Raw genomic sequence first — 16,121 nt, forward strand, 5'->3', positions numbered from 1 at the left:
CAGCGCTTCGCGCATGCGCAACGGCGGCTAACTCGCGGCCGGGCCGCTACCGCCGCTGCGCGGCGGGACCCTCCTCGAGGTCGGGTCGTGGTGGTTGGGAGTGCGGGCATGGCGGATTTGGGGTGTGTGGTCGCGGGTTGTTGCTGCGGGGGTGGGGGTCGGTGCGGATCGAGGCAGGCGATAATCGGCGGATGAGTGAATGGAAGGCCTTTGCTGTCGAGATTGCCGACAACGTTGCCCAGGTGACCTTGACGGGGCCGGGTAAGGGCAATGCGATGGGTCCTGATTTCTGGCGTGAGTTGCCGGAGGTCTTCGCTGAGCTCGACGCTGATCCGCAGGTGCGGGCCGTGGTCATCACGGGGTCGGGTAAGCATTTCTCGTATGGGCTCGACCTGGCCGCGACGGCGGGGACGTTGGCGCCGGTGCTGGCCGACGATGCGAAGGCGGCGCCGCGTACGGAGTTCCTCAAGGAGATCCGGCGGATGCAGGCCTCGGTGACGGCGCTGGCGGAGTGCACCAAGCCGGTGATCGCGGCGATCTCGGGGTGGTGCATCGGTGGTGGGCTCGACTTGATCGCGGCCGCTGATATCCGGCTGGCCAGCGCTGATGCCAAGTTCAGCTTGCGTGAGGCGAAGGTGGCGATCGTCGCCGATATCGGGTCGCTGCAGCGGCTGCCGGGGATCATCGGTGAGGGCAATCTGCGGGAGTTGGCGTTCACGGCCAAGGACATCGACGCGGCGCGCGCCGAGCGGATGGGGCTGGTGAACGAGGTGTTCGACGATCAGGAGGCCGTGCTTGCCGCCGCACACGCGATGGCGCGCGAGATCGCGGGCAACCCGCCGCTGGTGGTGCAGGGCATCAAGGACGTGCTCGAGCAGCGGACCAGCCCGGCGGTGGCCGAGGGCCTGCGCTATGTGTCGACGTGGAACTCGGCGTTCCTGCCCTCGAAGGACCTCACCGAGGCGATCACGGCGGTGTTCCAGAAGCGTGCGCCGCAGTTCAAGGGCGAATAAAGGCTCAAGGGCGAGTAAAGGCGGTTCAAACGGTTGCCCCGGCGACCGTTCTGCCCACATACTTGCATCACGCAACTAATTGATTGATGCAAGTAAAGGTAAAAGTGTGACCGATAGTGAACCCGCGATCGACGCGATCGCGATCCAGCTCGTGCGATTGCACCGGCTGCGGGATAGGGCGATGGCCCAGATCAAGGACCGTTCCGGTATCGACCCGGCGGGCTTTGTCGTGCTGTTCCGGCTGGTGTGCGACGGGCCGATGCGCTCGGGCGCGCTCGCCGAGGCGGTGCACTCGGACGCGTCGACGGTGAGCAGGCAGGTCGCGCAACTGGTGGAGCGCGGCCTGGTGGTGCGCGTCGCCGACCCCGACGACGGACGCGCCACCGTGCTCGAGGTGACCGACCACGGCCGCGAGACCGCCGACCGGATCCGGGCGCGACGCCGGGAATCGATCGCCATCATCACCGAGGACTGGCCCGCGCAGGACCGCGAGCACTTCGCCGCGCTGCTGACCAGGTTCGTCGAGGACTACGACGCGGCCCGCCCGGTCCTGCTCACCAGGCCGCCCGCTCTGAGCAGTACGGAGAACTCGTGACGACAATCGCAGCCCCGGTGGAATCACCCGCGGGCTTCACCCACCGCCAGATCCTCACCATCCTGTCCGGCCTGATGCTCGGCATGCTGTTGGCCTCGCTCGACCAGACGATCGTGTCGACCTCCATCCGCACCATCGCCGACGACCTCGACGGCTACTCGCTGCAGGCCTGGGCGACCACCGCCTACCTGATCACCGCGACGATCAGCACCCCGCTCTACGGCAAGCTCTCGGACATGTTCGGCCGAAAGCCGTTCTTCCTGGCGGCAATCGGGCTGTTCATCATCGGTTCACTGCTGTGCACGCTGGCCACCTCGATGTATCAGCTGGCCGCGTTCCGCGCCTTCCAGGGGCTGGGCGCGGGCGGGTTGATGTCGCTGGCGCTGGCCATCATGGGCGACATCATCGGACCCCGCGAACGTGCCCGCTACCAGGGCTATTTCCTTGCGGTATTCGGTATTTCGAGTGTGCTCGGACCGGTGCTCGGCGGCCTGCTGGCCGGGCAGGACACCATCTTCGGCATCACCGGCTGGCGCTGGGTGTTCCTGGTGAACGTGCCGCTGGGACTGCTCGCGCTGGTGGTGGTGACGCGGGTGCTGCACCTACCGCGTAAGCCGCACGCCACCCACCGCATCGACTTCGCAGGCGCGATGGTGCTCGCGGTCGGACTCGTTCCGCTGCTGATCGTGGCTGAGCAAGGGCGCGTATGGGGTTGGGGCAGTACGGGTTCGATCATTTGCTACGTGATCGGCGCGATCGGTCTGGTCGCTTTCGTCGCGGTCGAGAAGTTCATGGGTGACGCGGCGTTGATCCCGCTGCGGATCTTCAACAACGTGACTTTCGCACTGGGCGTGGTGATCTCGTTCGTCGTCGGTGCGGCGATGTTCGGCGGCATGTTGCTGCTGCCGCAATACCTGCAGGTCGTGCGCGGTGCGGGGCCGACCGAGGCCGGTCTGCAGATGCTGCCGATGGTGCTCGGGCTGATGATCGGTTCGATCCTGTCGGGTCGGTTGATCTCGAAAACCGGTCGCTACCGGGCCTTCCCGGTGATCGGCGCGATCATGCTGACCCTCGGGTTGTTCCTGCTGCACCTGCTCGACGCGAACAGCCCGCTGTGGCTGGCGATGCTGTTTATGGCGGCCACCGGTTTCGGCCTCGGCAATCTCATGCAGCCGCTGACCCTGGCGCTGCAGAATGCGTTGCCGCCCAAGGACATGGGCGTCTCGACCGCATCGGCGACCTTTTTCCGTCAGATCGGTGGCACCCTCGGCGCTGCGGTGTTCCTGTCGATCCTGTTCTCACTGCTCACCCCCGACATCACCGCCGAAATGCAGCAATCGGCCAAGGATCCCGCCTATCAGCAGGCCGTGATCGAAGGTGCGCAAAGCGCGAACCCCGTCGATGCCGCGCTGGCGAAGGGTCTTCTCGCACATGACACTTCGGCCGCCGGTGAGGTGCTGCAGGACAGCTCGATCATCCAGGAACTCGATCCCGAACTCGCCAAGCCGTTTCAGGCGGGCTTCGCCGACTCGATGTCGACGGTGTTCCTCGTCGCGGCCGGTGTCGCGCTGATCGCGCTGCTGCTGGTGCTGTTCTGGAAGGAGGTCCCGCTGCGGATGTCGGGCGGCATCCAGGCGGCAGGTGACGCCAAGGCGGCCGAAGGCGTCGGTGCGCTGGTCGACCCAACCGCCCAGTCCAGTGCTCCCGCCGAGGATCGCGCTGAGGAAGGGCGTCGCCTGGGACAGAGTGCGCCACCGGCATGATCATCGGGTGAGTCGATTCGGCAGCGGCGGTGTAAGGCGACGGGTGCGTCGCCTACCCGCCGCTGTCGGCTATCTGGTGGTCGGTGGCCTGACCGGGGTGGCGTCGTTGTTCGCGGTGGTGGCACTGGCGATTGTCGCTGCCGCGAGCCTGATCGGGATCGGGATTCCGGCCCTGCCGGAGGCGGTCAAGTTGATCCGGCCGCTGCTGGCGGTCGAGCGGCGCAGGGCAGGCAAGCGGCTCGGGACCGCGATCGTGCCCGCCTATCAGCCCTTGACCGGCGACCTGCGACGTCAACTCGCCACGTTGGCCGCCGATCCGGCGAATCGGCGCGATCTCGCCTGGCTGGTGCTTCACGCGATCATCGGATTGCCGCTGGCCGCGCTGGCGGTGGCGCTGCCGCTGAGCGCGGTGCAGCATCTCGGGCTGCCGATCTACTGGAGCTTGTCGGCCGAGGACACCGTGACGAGCGGCGGGATCGTCATCGGGTCGCCGACCGCGGCCGTGGTGTGCGCGGTGGTCGGCATCGTCTACGGTGCGGTCGCCCTGCGCTCGCCCGAGGCGGCGAATGCGCAGGCCCGGCTGGCGCGAGCATTGCTCGCACCGGACGAGAACGCTCGGCTGGCCGATCGGGTCGTCGAACTGCCGCGACAAGGGCCGCCGCGCTGGACGCGCACGGTGCCGAACTACGCCGCATCGAACGCGATCTGCACGATGGCGCCCAGGCCAGAATCGCGGCGGTGATCATGCAGCTCGGGCTCGCCGAGCAGTTGCGCGACCGTGACAGCGACGCCGCCGATCGGATGGTGCGGACCGCGCAGGACACGGCGTCGGCGGCCCTGGCCGAACTACGCGATGTGGTGCGCAGCGTCTACCCACCCGTCCTCTCGGATCGAGGCCTGAACAGCGCCGTGTCCGCGCTGGCTGCCCGCAGCCCGATTCCGTGCGTGCTCGAGACGAACGGCAGTGCCCGGCGGCCGATGGCAGTGGAAGCCGCCGCCTACTTCGTGATCGCCGAGGCCATCGCCAATGCGACCAAGCACTCCGGCGCCGACCTGCTGTCGATCGAGCTCGGCGGGCCACCCGCTCTGCTCACCGTCGAGATCCGCGACGACGGCGCGGGCGGCGCGAAGGTGACCGACGGCGGTGGCCTGGCAGGTATCCGGCGCAGGGCCGAGGCGCTGGACGGGCGGATGACGCTGAGCAGTCCTGCCGGTGGGCCTACTGTGGTGCGGGTGGAGCTGCCGTGCGGGTCGTGATCGCCGAGGACGATGCCCTCCTGCGGGAAGGCCTCGCCCTGCTGTTGCAGACGGCCGGGATCGATGTGATCGCCGTCGTGGACAACGCCGACGACTTCCTCGCCGTCGTCGTCGCCGACCGCCCGGACGCGGTGGTTGTCGACGTTCGACTCCCACCCACCTTCACCGACGACGGTCTGCGCGCGGCCGTGCGCGCCAGAGCGGTGCACCCCGGTCTGCCGGTGCTCGTCCTTTCCTCCTACGTGGAGGACAGTTACGCCGCCGAGCTGCTCGGCGACGGCGGCGGTGGCGTCGGCTACCTGCTCAAGGAACGGGTCGGCAGAGTCGACCGATTCCTCGAATCCCTGCACCGGGTCGCCGCGGGCGGTACCGCGATGGACCCGGAGGTGATCGCGCAGCTGCTGGTGCGCCGCAAGGCCGACGATCCGCTGTCCACCCTGACGGTTCGCGAACGCGAGGTGCTCGCGTTGATGGCGGAAGGCCAAGACAACTCCGCCATCGCCGAACGCCTGACAGTCACCGAAGGCGCTGTGCTCAAACACATTCGCAGTATCTTCGCCAAACTCGGTCTGTCGGCCGACGAATCGGGCCATCGCCGGGTTCTCGCCGTGCTGGCCTACCTCAATGCCCGTCCAGGACACACCCGAGAGTGACTTCGGTGCGCGGCTCACGACGCGCACACAACGGTGTCGAAGGCCTGCTCGATGATCTTCGACTCGTCCGCACTGGTCGGCAGCTCGTTCACGGTGAGGGTCACCGCTACCCCCTCGGCGGTGACACCGGTGCGGGTGTCGAAACCGGGGATGCTGCCGCCATGGGCGAAGGTCTTCTTGCCGCACGAGGTGGTCTGCTCGACCAGGCCCAAACCGTAACCAGCGGAAGGCATTCGGTCGAAGGGTACCGTCTGGCGCATCTGCTCGAGTTGCGCGGGCGGGAGTAGCTCGCCTGCCAGCAGGGCGATGAAGAAGCGGTTCAGATCCGAGCCGGTGGCAATCATCGCGCCCGCGGTACCGCCCCAGGAGGGGTCGAAATCGGTGAAATCGATACGGGTGCCGTTGATTTCCTGATAGCCACGCGGGTGTGGGGCGCGCAGGCCGGTATCACCGGCGGTGGGGAAGTAGGTATCGCGCAACCCGAGTGGCTCGATGATCCTGGTCGCGATCTCGGCGGCGGCGGGGCGGCCGGTGACCTGATCGATCAGCATGCCGAGCAGGATGTAGTTGGTGTTGGTATAGACCGAGCGGGCGCCGGGTTCGTACTGCGGCGGCATCGTCATCGCGATGCCGACGAGCTCGGCGGGCGAAAAGTGGCGCAGGCGAATGAGTTCCGGGTCGGGCTCGATCTGCTGTGTGCCTCGGTCGGCGCGCAGGCTGGGATCGCCACCGGCCAGGTAGTCCGGTAGGCCGCTGGTGTGCTGGAGCAGTTGACGCACGGTGATGCGGTTGCCGTCGTTGCCGCTGCCACGGACGACGCCGGGTAGATACCGTTCGACAGGGGCGTCGAGTTCGACCTTGCCCTCGGCGACCAACTGCAGGACCACGGTCGCGACGAAACTCTTGGTATTGCTGCCGATTCGGACGTATGCGTTGTCGGGAATCGGTGCGCCGGTACCGATATCACCTACTCCAGCGGAGACCGTCCGCTCGCCGGAGGGGCTGGTGATCACGGCCTGGACGCCCGGAAATCCTGCCCGCATCACCGTTTCCAGCGCCTGCCGAATCTCGGGCCGATCCGGTTGCGCCGTGGCGGCACGGCTCTCGGGGCCGCAGGCGGTGACCGCGAGCAGGGCGAGCAATCCGGTTCCGGCCACGACGGCGCGCAGTGACTTGGTCGAGAAAATGGCGTTGATCTGCATGATTCGAGCCTAGGAACGTGCGGTTGCCGTGCCTATGACGCGCGCACCCGAATCGACGGTAGTGCCGGCACTACCAAGGGTGGGCAAGGTGAAACGACCAAGGGGAGGTTGAATTTACCCCTAGGGGTGGCTGTTGAAACCTGTGCGCCGCAATAACTTCGAGAAGTCGAAATTGCACGCATCAGGAGAGACAACATGCGCATCAAATCCACCATCGCCGCCGCCCTGCTGGCCGTCGCGACCGTCGCCGGGGTGTCGGCGGTCGGGGCGGGCAGTGCTGCCGCCGCGCCGTACGGGACGTACTACGGCACGTACTACGAGCTCTACCAGTGCCGCGCGGCAGGCGAGGACCCCTACACCGGTGGGTACTACTGGGAGTGCACCGAGACCTGGGACGGCTGGGAGCTCTACATCTGGTACTGACAGCAAAACGGGAAGTCCGAAAATCATTCGGACTTCCCGTTTTTCGTGGACAGCCCAGCTCAGTGGCCGGATTCCTTCAGGCGAGCGAAGGACTCGTCGATGATCTTCTCGGCCTCGGCGCGGCCCAGCCACTCCGAACCCTCGACGTACTTGCCGGGCTCTAGATCCTTGTAGCGCTCGAAGAAGTGCTTGATCGCCGACAGTTCGAACTCCGAGACATCGCCCAGGTCCTGGATGTGGTCCCAGCGCGGGTCGCCCGCGGGAACGCACAGCACCTTGTCGTCGCCGCCTGCCTCGTCGGTCATGCGGTACACACCCACCGGGCGGGCCTCGACGATCACGCCGGGGAACACCGACTCGGGCAGCAGCACCAGCGCGTCCAGCGGGTCGCCGTCCTCGCCGAGCGTGTTCTCGATGAAGCCGTAGTCGGCCGGGTAGCCCATGGAGGTGTACAGGTACCGGTCGAGCTTCACCCGGCCGCTCTCGTGATCGACCTCGTACTTGTTCCGAGAACCCTTGGGAATCTCGATGGTGACGTCGAACTCCACGCCATCTCCTTGTTCGTTCGAGTGCTTGTGTGCCGAATCGCCAGATCGTTCTGGGGAACCGTTGCGCAACGAGGATAGTGTGGTGTGCTGGTACACCGACGCGGCAGGCGGGCGTAGTCGCGCAGTCGAGGCGTGTCGGGCGGCGTTATAGGGAGACACGGTCGTGACAGACGGCAGTAATCCGGGATCGCAGACGCAGGGGCGTCGCAGGTCCCGCTGGATCTGGTTATCGGCGGTGGTCGTGGCGCTGCTGGTGATCGCGGGCGGATTCGCCGCGATCGCCCAGCCGTGGACGCCGGAATTCCGGCACGGCGGGCTCACCGTGGCCGCGCCGCCGGACACCGGCCAGGTGTTTCCCGAGGTAGCGCCGGCCCGATCGGACGCGCCCGCACCGACGGTGGCGGGGATCGCCGCGGCGCTCGCCCCGGTGATCGGCAATCCTGATCTCGGCGCGTTCGCCGGTCAGGTGAGCGATCCGGGCAGCGGGACGGTGCTGTGGAGTCAGGAGCCGACCAAGGCGATGATTCCGTCGTCGACGGCGAAGATCATGCTGGTCGCGGCCGCATTGCTGACGTTGCCCGATGATCAGCGGGTCGCCACGAAGGTCCTCGCCGGTGCGCCCGGTGAGCTGGTGCTGGTCGCCGGTGGCGATCCGACGCTGACCCTGCAGGCCGACGGTGGCTACTTCACCGACGGCGCCAAGATCTCCGACCTCGCCGCGCAGGTGCGGGCCGCGGGCAAGCAGGCGAACGCGATCGTGGTCGACACCTCCCTGTACTCGGGCCCGACGATGGCCTCGGGCTGGGATCCGATCGACGTTCCCGAAGGCTCGATCACGCCGATCGAACCGATCATGATCGACAGTGGCCGCGCCGAATTCTCGGTCGACTACTCCCCGCGCACGTCCACCCCCGCGCTCGACGCGGGCCGCGCGCTGGCCGCCGAGCTCGGGATCGATCCCGGCGCGGTGCGCGTCGGTCAGGCCGCGCAGAACGGGACACAGATCGCGAAGGTCGAATCGGCGCCACTGCGAGTTCGACTGCACGACATGATGATTCACTCCGACAATGTGCTGGCCGAGACCATCGGGCGGGAACTGGCGATCGCCTCGGGTCAGCCCGCCTCGTTCGCCGGGGCAGCTGCGGCCACCTCGGCGGCGCTGTCGGCAGCCGGATTCGATATCAGCGGACTGCATTTGGCCGACAACAGCGGACTCTCCGTCGACGACCGGGTGCCACCGAAACTGCTCGAATCGATCATCGCGACCGCGGCAAAGCCGACCGGCAGCGGGGCCGTGGTGCCCGCCGGAACGCAAGCCAGGCCCGAAAACGACCCGCGCGCAGCGGCACTCGCGCCACTGCTGGACGACCTGCCCGTCGCGGGCGGCACCGGCACCCTGGCACCGCGCTACGCCCGCTTCGTCACCCAGAACCGGCAGGGCGCGGGCTGGGTGCGCGCCAAGACCGGAACTCTGAGCGTGGCCAGCGCGTTGGTGGGATATGTACTCGACCGCGACGGACGGGTACTCACCTTCGCCCTGATGTCCAACGACCGGCTGCCGGAGGTCAGCAGACCGGCCCTGGACGCGGTGGCCGGTGCCCTGCGCAACTGCGGTTGCTCGTAGAGAGCGGGTGGTATGACCGACAAGACCGAGCGCAAGAGTTCCGGGTTCAGCGGGGCAGTGGATTGGCGGCTGGCCGCGCGGACCGGGGCGCTGCTGGCGCCCGCCGGGCCGCGCGTGTCCAGGCAGACCGCCGAGCAGGTCGTGGCCGAACTGGCGTCGGCCTCGGTGCTGGCCGAACTGCCGGTGCGTGAGGTCAGCGGGCTGCTCGACGATCGGCCGGTGCCGGAGGCGCGGATCGTCGATCGGCCGGGGTGGATCTCGGCGGCCGCCGATTCGATGGCGGTACTCACCGGGACCGAATCCGCTGATGGCGGCAAGTTCGTCGGCAAGCCTGCGGGGGTGCAGGCCGGGACGATGCTGGCGTTTCTGTCCACCGCGATACTCGGGCAGTACGACCCGTTCACCGGTGAGGACGGCACCTTGCTGCTGGTCGCGCCCAATATTCTCGGCGTCGAACGTGCGCTCGGCGTCGATCCCAGCGACTTCCGGCTGTGGGTGTGCCTGCACGAGGTGACGCACCGGGTGCAGTTCTCGTCGGCGCCCTGGCTCGCCGGGTACATGCGCTCCAACGTGGACATTTTGAGCGAGGTCGGCGAGGAACCGATGAGCGAGATGCTCACCCGGTTGCTCGGTGAGGTGCGGGCCCGGCGCAACGGGGACAACGCCGATGATCCGAATTCACGGGGTGTGGTCGGGTTGTTGCGTGCGGCTCAGGCGCCGCCGCAGCGCGAGGCGCTCGACCGGTTGCTGATGCTCGGGACGCTGCTCGAGGGGCACGCGGATCATGTGATGGACGCTGTCGGGCCCGCTGTGGTGCCGACGGTCGCCGATATCCGGGCGGCCTTCGATCGGCGCAGACAGCGGCCTTCGAATCCGATTCAGCGGCTGCTGCGGGCGTTGCTCGGGGTGGACGCGAAGGTCGCGCAGTACGTGCGGGGGAAGAAGTTCGTCGACGCGGTGGTCGAGCGGGTGGGGGTCGCGGAGTTCAACACGGTGTGGACGAATGCGGACACGTTGCCGCTGCTGGACGAGATCGATGAGCCCGAGCGGTGGATTCGCCGAGTGCTCTAGCTTGCCGGCGACGTTTGGCCGGACTGAGGTGTGCGGAGTCGGGTATGCGGCAAGACTCCGTAGGGGGAGGGTCACCCGGGCCCGTCGGTGAGCGGCGGCCGAGCGCAGACATCACTGGGCACTGTCGGTACAGCTCGTTCCCGGTGAGTTACCCATGTCCTCCCGGGGGTTCGTTGCGCTGGGTAGCCTGCTCAGATGAGGGAACCGGGTGGTGTGCGGCTGCCGGAGACGGCGGCGGTGCTCGCTGTGCGGCGGGGTGTGCGGGAGTGGGTGGCCGCGCGGGGTGGGCGTGGGCCGGTGGTTGTCGGGTTGTCCGGTGGGGCTGATTCGCTGGCTTTGGTGGCCGCCGCTGTTGTCGAGGCGGGGCCGGTGACTGCAGTGGTTGTCGATCATCGACTGCAGGAAGGCTCTGGGGAGGTGGCCGAGCGGGCGGTCGCGCATGCGATGGGGCTCGGGTGTGTAGGGGCGGTGGTTGTGCCCGTTGATGTGGGGCGGGCCGGGGGTGTGGAAGCGGCGGCTCGGGTGGCTCGGTACGCGGCGTTGGAGTCGGTGCGGGACGGGCGGCCGGTGTTGCTCGGGCACACCCTCGACGATCAGGCCGAGACGGTGTTGCTCGGTTTGGCGCGAGGGTCGGGCGGGCGGTCGATTCAGGGGATGGTGGCGTGGAATGCGCCGTGGGGGCGGCCGTTGCTGGGGGTGCGGCGGGCGCAGACGGTGCGGATGTGCGCGGATATGGGCATCGAACCCTGGCACGACCCGCACAACACCGACCCCAGCTACACCCGGGTTCGTGTGCGCGACGAGGTGCTGCCGCTGCTCGAAGACGTCCTGGGCGGCGGCGTGGCGCAGGCACTCGCCCGCACCGCCGACCAATTGCGCGAAGACGGTGCGGTGCTCGACGGTTACGCCGACACCCTGCTGCGGGCCGCACGCACTGCCGATCCGGCTGATTCCGTCGATGTCGTCGCGGGTGCGGAGTCGACCACCGAGCGGCGATCCTTGGAGGAGTCCGACGCGACCACCGGGCGGCCCGCAGACTCATCGCCCTGTCGCCCCGACTCGACCTCGGATCGACGGCGCGGTGGGTTCGACGACATCCATCGGCCCGCACTATCGATCGAGATCCTGGCCACTGCGCCCGCCGCACTGCGTCGCAGGGCAGTTCGCGCGTGGCTCGTCGATCAGGGTGTCACCGGGCTCGTTAACGCCCATTTACAGGCAATCGACGAGTTGGTGAGCAACTGGCACGGGCAGGGCGGAGTGGCCGTCGGGGGCGGCACAAGGGACCACAGGTTGGTCGTGACGCGCGAACGTGGCACGCTGGCGGTGCGAGCACAGCCGCGCATTTGATGCCACGAAGGGACACCCACTTCCGTGTACGGAGACGACATCGCATCGGTGCTGATCACCGAAGACGAGATCAAAGCCAAGATCGAAGAACTGGCCGAGCTCGTCGCCAAGCGGTACCCGCCCGATTCCCCCGAAGGTGACCTCCTGCTGATCTGCGTCCTCAAGGGCGCGATCTTCTTCATGACCGACTTCGCCAGGGCGCTGCCGATCCCCACCCAGCTCGAATTCATGGCCGTGTCGTCCTACGGCTCGTCCACCTCGTCCTCGGGCGTGGTGCGCATCATGAAGGACCTGGACAAGGACATCGCGGGCCGCAACGTCCTGATCGTCGAGGACATCATCGACTCGGGTCTGACCCTGTCCTGGCTCAAGCGCAACCTGTCCACCCGCAACCCGGCCTCGCTGGAAGTAGTCACCCTGCTCCGCAAGCCCGACGCGCTGCGCACCCCCGTCGACGTCGCCCACGTCGGCTTCGACATCCCCAACGAATTCGTCGTCGGCTACGGCCTCGACTACGCCGAGCGCTACCGCGACCTCCCCTACATCGGCACCCTCAACCCGGCCGTGTATTCCTGAACGATCCCCCGTCCCCGTATCTTGTTGCGGGGGCGGGGATTTCGAATGTCAGCTGACGACGCGTTCGAGCGCTTTCAGATCGGCCTCCAGCTCCCGGAACAGCACGTACGAGCCGACGAACGCGATGATGCCGCCGATGCACAGCACGCGAACGGCGACGATCACCGACGGAATATCGGCAGGCGGTAGGAAGGTCAGGCTCGCGACCGCCAGCAGTGGCACCGACGCCGCCACGGCCAGATACCAGGTGCACCGGCGGCTCAGTGCGCGCAACCAGGTGCCGTCGTCGTCGCTGATCTCGCCGTGGCGCATGAACACCGGGTAGATGCAGCGCACGAGGTAGAAGGTCACCAGGAAGAACGGGTAGGCCACCGCTATCGCACCGCAGACCAGCAGTGATGCCAGGAAATGGACCACCGCGCGACTCGGGACGTCGCCGGTGGACAGTTGCAGGGCGAGCGGGAACGTCAGCCCCGCCAGCGCCCACAGCGAGAACGCGACGATCACCGCGCGGTCGCCGAGCCGTAGGGAGTCCTGTCTGGCGCGGCGCAGGGTGTCGGGGTCGTAGCGGCGGCCCTTGCGCAAGCCACCGGGTACCCACAGGACGAATCGCGACAGATAGATCAGCAGCGCGGCGCCCGCGGGGAAGAAGATCAGGTTCACACCCGCGGTGATGAAGATGAAGGTCTGCTGGGCGGTTTCGCCGAGGCGACTGACCACCAGGGTCTGGTTGTGCTGGATGTTGTACCAGGATGCGAGGCCGTTGGGGATACCGATCGCCAGCACCAATACCAGCAGCGGCCACTTGCGCCACACCATCCGCCAGCTGTTCGGCGGCGGGTCGACGAGGTCGCGGGCACGGGCGTCCAGACACAGGTCGAACTGTTTGGCCAGCACCCCACCGTCGGCCCAGCGACCCGAACGATCCGGGTCGAGGCAGGTCAGCAGGACCCGACGCAGCGCCGCGGGACAGTTCGCGGGAACCCGGTCGAGCGCGGCCGGGTCGACGCCGCCGGTACGCCGTTCGAGCATCGCCTCGAGGGTGGTCTCGTCGCCGTGCCCCTCGGCTTCGGCGGTGTTGTCGTCGAACGGTTTCGCCCCCGTCAGCAGCTCCCACAGGACCACGCCGAGCGAGTAGATGTCGGCGCGGGTGTCGAGGTCGGCGGCGCTGCGGCCCAGACTCGGGTGACAGGCCTCGAGCTGCTCGGGCGACATGTACGACAGCGACCCGCCGAAGTAGGCGACCGGGCTGGTACCCGCGACGGTGCGGCTGAAGCTGATGTTGAAGTCGGCGAGCTTTGGCACGCCTTCGGCGGTGAGCAGTACGTTCGCCGGTTTCACATCGCGGTGCAACACCCCGTGCTCGGCCGCGTAATCGAGCGCCTCGGCCAACCGTCGGCCCAACCAGGCCACCGTCTCCGGCCAGCTCAGCGCGGCGATCTCGGTGCGCACGCTCGAATCGGTCGGGCGGATCTCGCCCTTCTCCGCCATCGCCGTGTCCACCGCGTCGAGCAGCAGTTTGCCACTGCGCTCGGCGGGCGGGGTCTCGCGCACCCAGCGCAGCAGGCCGAGCAGGGTGCCGCCGGGCAGGAATTGCATGTAGAGCAGGCGAAGGCGCCGCCTTGCCGAGGGGGCCGAGTCGGTGTCGAGCAACTGCTGGTCGAACACGCGCACGATGTAGTCGTGGTCGAGCTGGGCCAGAGTTTGCGGTTCGGTGCCGCGATCAGCGGAGATCTTCACCGCGACCAGCCGCTGCATCGACGTCTGCCTAGCCAGGAAAACGCGCGCGAACGCACCCGAACCGAGCCCGGTCAGCAGTTCGAAATCGCCGATGCGCTGGCCGATCTCGATGCGGTCGAGCGGCTCGAACGCTCCCGGCGCTGAGTGCGCTGCCGTCGCGGCCGAGGTGGCGGTCGCGGTGAAGTCGAGCTGCGGGCTGGTCATCTGGGTACTACGAATCGAGTCGGGAGAGTGGTTCACCGTGGCGTCGGATTCGTCGGCGCGATGGGTGCTCTGGTCGAGCTCGTCGGTATTGAGCAGGCCGCGCAGACTGGCCGCCTGCTCCGGATATTCGCGCAGGCAATCGCGCGGATCCACGCGTTCGCCGCTGTGCCTGCGGATGACGAATTCCTCGAAGACCAACCCGGCGGGCAGCGCGGCCTGCTCGAGTTCGGGGAACTCGGCGCAGTAGTGGGTCAGCCGTTTGCGGGTGATGTCGGTGCTCGCGTGATGCAGCCAGCGGTGGCGCAGGTCGACCCGGATCAGTTCGTGCAGGGCCTGCGCGCGCAAGGTGGCCGCGTCGGGCAGGAACTCGGCGATCTCGGGCGGCCGCCCGGAGGCCGTGCCCCACGCGGCCGCGAACGCCTCGACCATGTCGACGCGCACATTCGTGGCCCGACCGGGAGTCGCGTCGGGATGTTCCCCGTTTCCGGTGTTCTCGCTCATCAACCGACCTAAAGGTTTGCGCGGATCGGTGCGAAATTCATTCCGCCACACCCGCCGCCATCGCCGGAGAGCTGTACTTGAAATGATAACTTGCGCCTCTAGAGCTGATCACCCGAATTTCGACGACCGTGCGACGGGGGCGAATCCGCAGATGAACGAAGACCTCACAGCGGTAGCATGGGAGTCCGTCGACGACGACGGCGTGACGGACGCTGAGGTGACGATGGATTCCCCCCGCCCGCCCGCTGACGAATACCCCATCGGTGGCCCCGCGGCGGCGCTGGCCGCCCGGGTTCGCGCGGGCACCATCACGCCCGCCGACGTCACCGCCGACGCACTCGCCCGCATCGCCTCGGAGAACCGCAAGATCAACGCGTTCACTGTGGTTCGAGCCGAGCAGGCCAGGGCCGAAGCCCGGGAATTGGCCGCCAGAGCCGACCTCGACGAGCTGCCGCTGGCCGGGGTGCCGGTGGCGGTGAAACAGAACATCGCGGTCGCGGGGGAGGCGACCAGGGTGGGTTCGGCGGCCACCTCCGCCGAGCCGGCGAGCGCCGATCACCCGGTGGTGGCCAGGTTGCGGGCGGCGGGCGCGATCGTTGTCGGGTTGACGGCCATGCCCGAACTGGGCCTGTGGGCCAGTACCGATTCGCTCGGCTGTGTCACCCGCAATCCGCGCGATGTCGGCCGGTCGACGGGCGGTTCCTCCGGTGGTGCGGCCGCGGCGGTTGCCGCCGGACTCGTCCCGATCGCCCACGGCAACGACGGACTCGGCTCGATCCGGGTGCCCGCCGCAGCCTGCGGAGTGTTCGGCATCAAGCCGGGTAGACACGTGGTGCCCGCGCAGATCGGCGCCGATTCCTGGGCCGGACTCGCCGAGAACGGCGTGCTCGCGACGACGGTGTCGGATGCGGCGCTGGCGCTGTCGGTACTGGCCGGACGCTCCGACCTGGCCGAGCTGCGCAAGCCACAGCGACTACGCATCGGACTTGCCGTGGCTCCGCCGTCGCGGCTGGTTCGAGTGGATCGACACTGGACGGCGGCAGCGCGCACCGCGGGTGCGCGCGCGGCGGTGGCCGGGCACGAGGTGCAGCCGGTGGAACTGCCCTATGGTGACGCGGCGTTGTTGATGTTGCTGCGCTGGCCGAGTGCGGGTCTGGCCGACGCCGACGCGCTCCCGAATCCCGAACTGCTCCAACACAGAACCAAGCGCCATCTGGCGATCGGCAGGGTGATCCAGCGACTCGGCCTGGTCCGCCCCAGCCAGATCGACCGGACCGAAGCCCGACTGCTGGAATTCTTCGAGGACTTCGACGTGGTGATCACCCCGACGCTCGCCGCGCCGCCACCCAAGGCCAAGCAGTGGAGTGGGCGCGGGTGGGCCGCGAATGTGGTGTCCTCGGTGCGTTACGCGCCGTTCACCGGACTGTGGAACCTGCTCGGCTGGCCCGCGGCGTCACTGCCGATGGGTACTCATCCGGAGGCGCACACGCCGTTGGCCGCGCAGCTGGTCGGCCCGCCGGGCAGCGAGGCCACCTTGCTCGGCCTCGCCGCCCAATTGGAAATGTCGAGTTAGGCCGAACCTGCGCGCTCCGGCCGTGCGC

The 16,121-nt window shown here is 68.0% G+C and carries 15 protein-coding genes; 12 read left to right on the plus strand and 3 right to left on the minus strand.

Translation table 11 applies throughout. The features are described 5' to 3' along the window. Positions 1 to 191 precede the first annotated feature (191 nt). The 6 genes from ACFW6D_RS28130 to ACFW6D_RS28155 all read left to right on the plus strand — a co-directional run bounded on the left by ACFW6D_RS28130 (position 192) and on the right by ACFW6D_RS28155 (position 5,281). Positions 192 to 1,013 carry a crotonase/enoyl-CoA hydratase family protein gene (locus ACFW6D_RS28130; protein WP_379333019.1) on the plus strand — a complete coding sequence of 274 codons (822 nt, stop codon included), beginning with the start codon at positions 192 to 194 and terminating at the stop codon, positions 1,011 to 1,013. A gap of 106 nt (positions 1,014 to 1,119) precedes the next feature. Further along, on the plus strand, positions 1,120 to 1,608 hold the full coding sequence (locus ACFW6D_RS28135; protein ID WP_379333021.1) for a MarR family winged helix-turn-helix transcriptional regulator: 489 nt from the start codon (positions 1,120 to 1,122) through the stop codon (positions 1,606 to 1,608). A 5-nt stretch (positions 1,609 to 1,613) separates the two neighbouring features. Then, positions 1,614 to 3,371, plus strand: coding sequence for a DHA2 family efflux MFS transporter permease subunit (locus tag ACFW6D_RS28140; protein WP_379333121.1), 1,758 nt, complete (start codon positions 1,614 to 1,616; stop codon positions 3,369 to 3,371). Between the two features lie 7 nt (positions 3,372 to 3,378). Beyond that, positions 3,379 to 4,113, plus strand: coding sequence for a sensor domain-containing protein (locus ACFW6D_RS28145; protein WP_379333023.1), 735 nt, complete (start codon positions 3,379 to 3,381; stop codon positions 4,111 to 4,113). Then, on the plus strand, positions 4,110 to 4,628 hold the full coding sequence (locus ACFW6D_RS28150; RefSeq protein WP_379333025.1) for a sensor histidine kinase: 519 nt from the start codon (positions 4,110 to 4,112) through the stop codon (positions 4,626 to 4,628). Before ACFW6D_RS28145 ends, ACFW6D_RS28150 begins: the two co-directional genes overlap by 4 nt. Then, on the plus strand, positions 4,616 to 5,281 hold the full coding sequence (locus ACFW6D_RS28155; RefSeq protein ID WP_379333027.1) for a LuxR family transcriptional regulator: 666 nt from the start codon (positions 4,616 to 4,618) through the stop codon (positions 5,279 to 5,281). The genes ACFW6D_RS28150 and ACFW6D_RS28155 overlap by 13 nt, the downstream gene beginning before the upstream one ends. Before the next feature lie 14 nt (positions 5,282 to 5,295). Here ACFW6D_RS28155 and ACFW6D_RS28160 read toward each other — a convergent pair whose 3' ends face one another. Further along, complete coding sequence (locus tag ACFW6D_RS28160) at positions 5,296 to 6,483, minus strand: serine hydrolase domain-containing protein (protein ID WP_379333029.1); 1,188 nt, start codon at positions 6,481 to 6,483, stop codon at positions 5,296 to 5,298. 195 nt (positions 6,484 to 6,678) lie between these two features. Here ACFW6D_RS28160 and ACFW6D_RS28165 point away from each other — a divergent pair, with 195 nt between their 5' ends. Continuing rightward, positions 6,679 to 6,906 carry a hypothetical protein gene (locus ACFW6D_RS28165; RefSeq protein ID WP_379333031.1) on the plus strand — a complete coding sequence of 76 codons (228 nt, stop codon included), beginning with the start codon at positions 6,679 to 6,681 and terminating at the stop codon, positions 6,904 to 6,906. Between the two features lie 59 nt (positions 6,907 to 6,965). Here ACFW6D_RS28165 and ACFW6D_RS28170 read toward each other — a convergent pair whose 3' ends face one another. Continuing rightward, positions 6,966 to 7,454: an inorganic diphosphatase gene (locus ACFW6D_RS28170; RefSeq protein WP_266297542.1), complete on the minus strand. Its 489-nt coding sequence runs from the start codon at positions 7,452 to 7,454 to the stop codon at positions 6,966 to 6,968. Positions 7,455 to 7,617: 163 nt separating this feature from the next. On the opposite strand from ACFW6D_RS28170, the gene dacB reads away from it, so the two are divergent. From dacB to hpt, 4 genes are all read left to right on the plus strand, one after another. Continuing rightward, a complete protein-coding gene (gene dacB, locus ACFW6D_RS28175; RefSeq protein WP_379333033.1) occupies positions 7,618 to 9,078 on the plus strand; it encodes a D-alanyl-D-alanine carboxypeptidase/D-alanyl-D-alanine-endopeptidase in 1,461 nt (486 codons plus the stop codon). 12 nt (positions 9,079 to 9,090) lie between these two features. Continuing rightward, positions 9,091 to 10,149 carry a zinc-dependent metalloprotease gene (locus ACFW6D_RS28180; protein WP_379333035.1) on the plus strand — a complete coding sequence of 353 codons (1,059 nt, stop codon included), beginning with the start codon at positions 9,091 to 9,093 and terminating at the stop codon, positions 10,147 to 10,149. 195 nt (positions 10,150 to 10,344) lie between these two features. Then, on the plus strand, positions 10,345 to 11,499 hold the full coding sequence (gene tilS / locus ACFW6D_RS28185) for a tRNA lysidine(34) synthetase TilS (protein ID WP_379333037.1): 1,155 nt from the start codon (positions 10,345 to 10,347) through the stop codon (positions 11,497 to 11,499). Between the two features lie 24 nt (positions 11,500 to 11,523). Further along, positions 11,524 to 12,075 (plus strand): hypoxanthine phosphoribosyltransferase, encoded by a 552-nt coding sequence (hpt, locus tag ACFW6D_RS28190; protein ID WP_101464749.1) that lies wholly within the window; start codon positions 11,524 to 11,526, stop codon positions 12,073 to 12,075. Positions 12,076 to 12,123: 48 nt separating this feature from the next. On the opposite strand, the gene ACFW6D_RS28195 is transcribed toward hpt, so the two are convergent. Continuing rightward, positions 12,124 to 14,520: a serine/threonine-protein kinase gene (locus tag ACFW6D_RS28195; protein ID WP_379333039.1), complete on the minus strand. Its 2,397-nt coding sequence runs from the start codon at positions 14,518 to 14,520 to the stop codon at positions 12,124 to 12,126. Positions 14,521 to 14,743: 223 nt separating this feature from the next. Here ACFW6D_RS28195 and ACFW6D_RS28200 point away from each other — a divergent pair, with 223 nt between their 5' ends. Beyond that, positions 14,744 to 16,093 carry an amidase gene (locus ACFW6D_RS28200; protein ID WP_379333123.1) on the plus strand — a complete coding sequence of 450 codons (1,350 nt, stop codon included), beginning with the start codon at positions 14,744 to 14,746 and terminating at the stop codon, positions 16,091 to 16,093. Positions 16,094 to 16,121 lie beyond the last annotated feature (28 nt).

The organism is Nocardia sp. NPDC058705, from assembly GCF_042749305.1.
Classification (GTDB): domain Bacteria; phylum Actinomycetota; class Actinomycetes; order Mycobacteriales; family Mycobacteriaceae; genus Nocardia.

Bases quoted from the DNA above. Each gene is read 5' to 3' on its own strand.
- ACFW6D_RS28130 (WP_379333019.1), top strand. From the start codon at position 192: ATGAGTGAATGGAAGGCCTTTGCTGTCGAGATTGCCGACAACGTTGCC.
- ACFW6D_RS28160 (WP_379333029.1), bottom strand. From the start codon at position 6,483: ATGCAGATCAACGCCATTTTCTCGACCAAGTCACTGCGCGCCGTCGTG.
- ACFW6D_RS28165 (WP_379333031.1), top strand. From the start codon at position 6,679: ATGCGCATCAAATCCACCATCGCCGCCGCCCTGCTGGCCGTCGCGACC.
- ACFW6D_RS28180 (WP_379333035.1), top strand. From the start codon at position 9,091: ATGACCGACAAGACCGAGCGCAAGAGTTCCGGGTTCAGCGGGGCAGTG.
- tilS (WP_379333037.1), top strand. From the start codon at position 10,345: ATGAGGGAACCGGGTGGTGTGCGGCTGCCGGAGACGGCGGCGGTGCTC.
- ACFW6D_RS28195 (WP_379333039.1), bottom strand. From the start codon at position 14,520: ATGAGCGAGAACACCGGAAACGGGGAACATCCCGACGCGACTCCCGGT.
- ACFW6D_RS28200 (WP_379333123.1), top strand. From the start codon at position 14,744: ATGGATTCCCCCCGCCCGCCCGCTGACGAATACCCCATCGGTGGCCCC.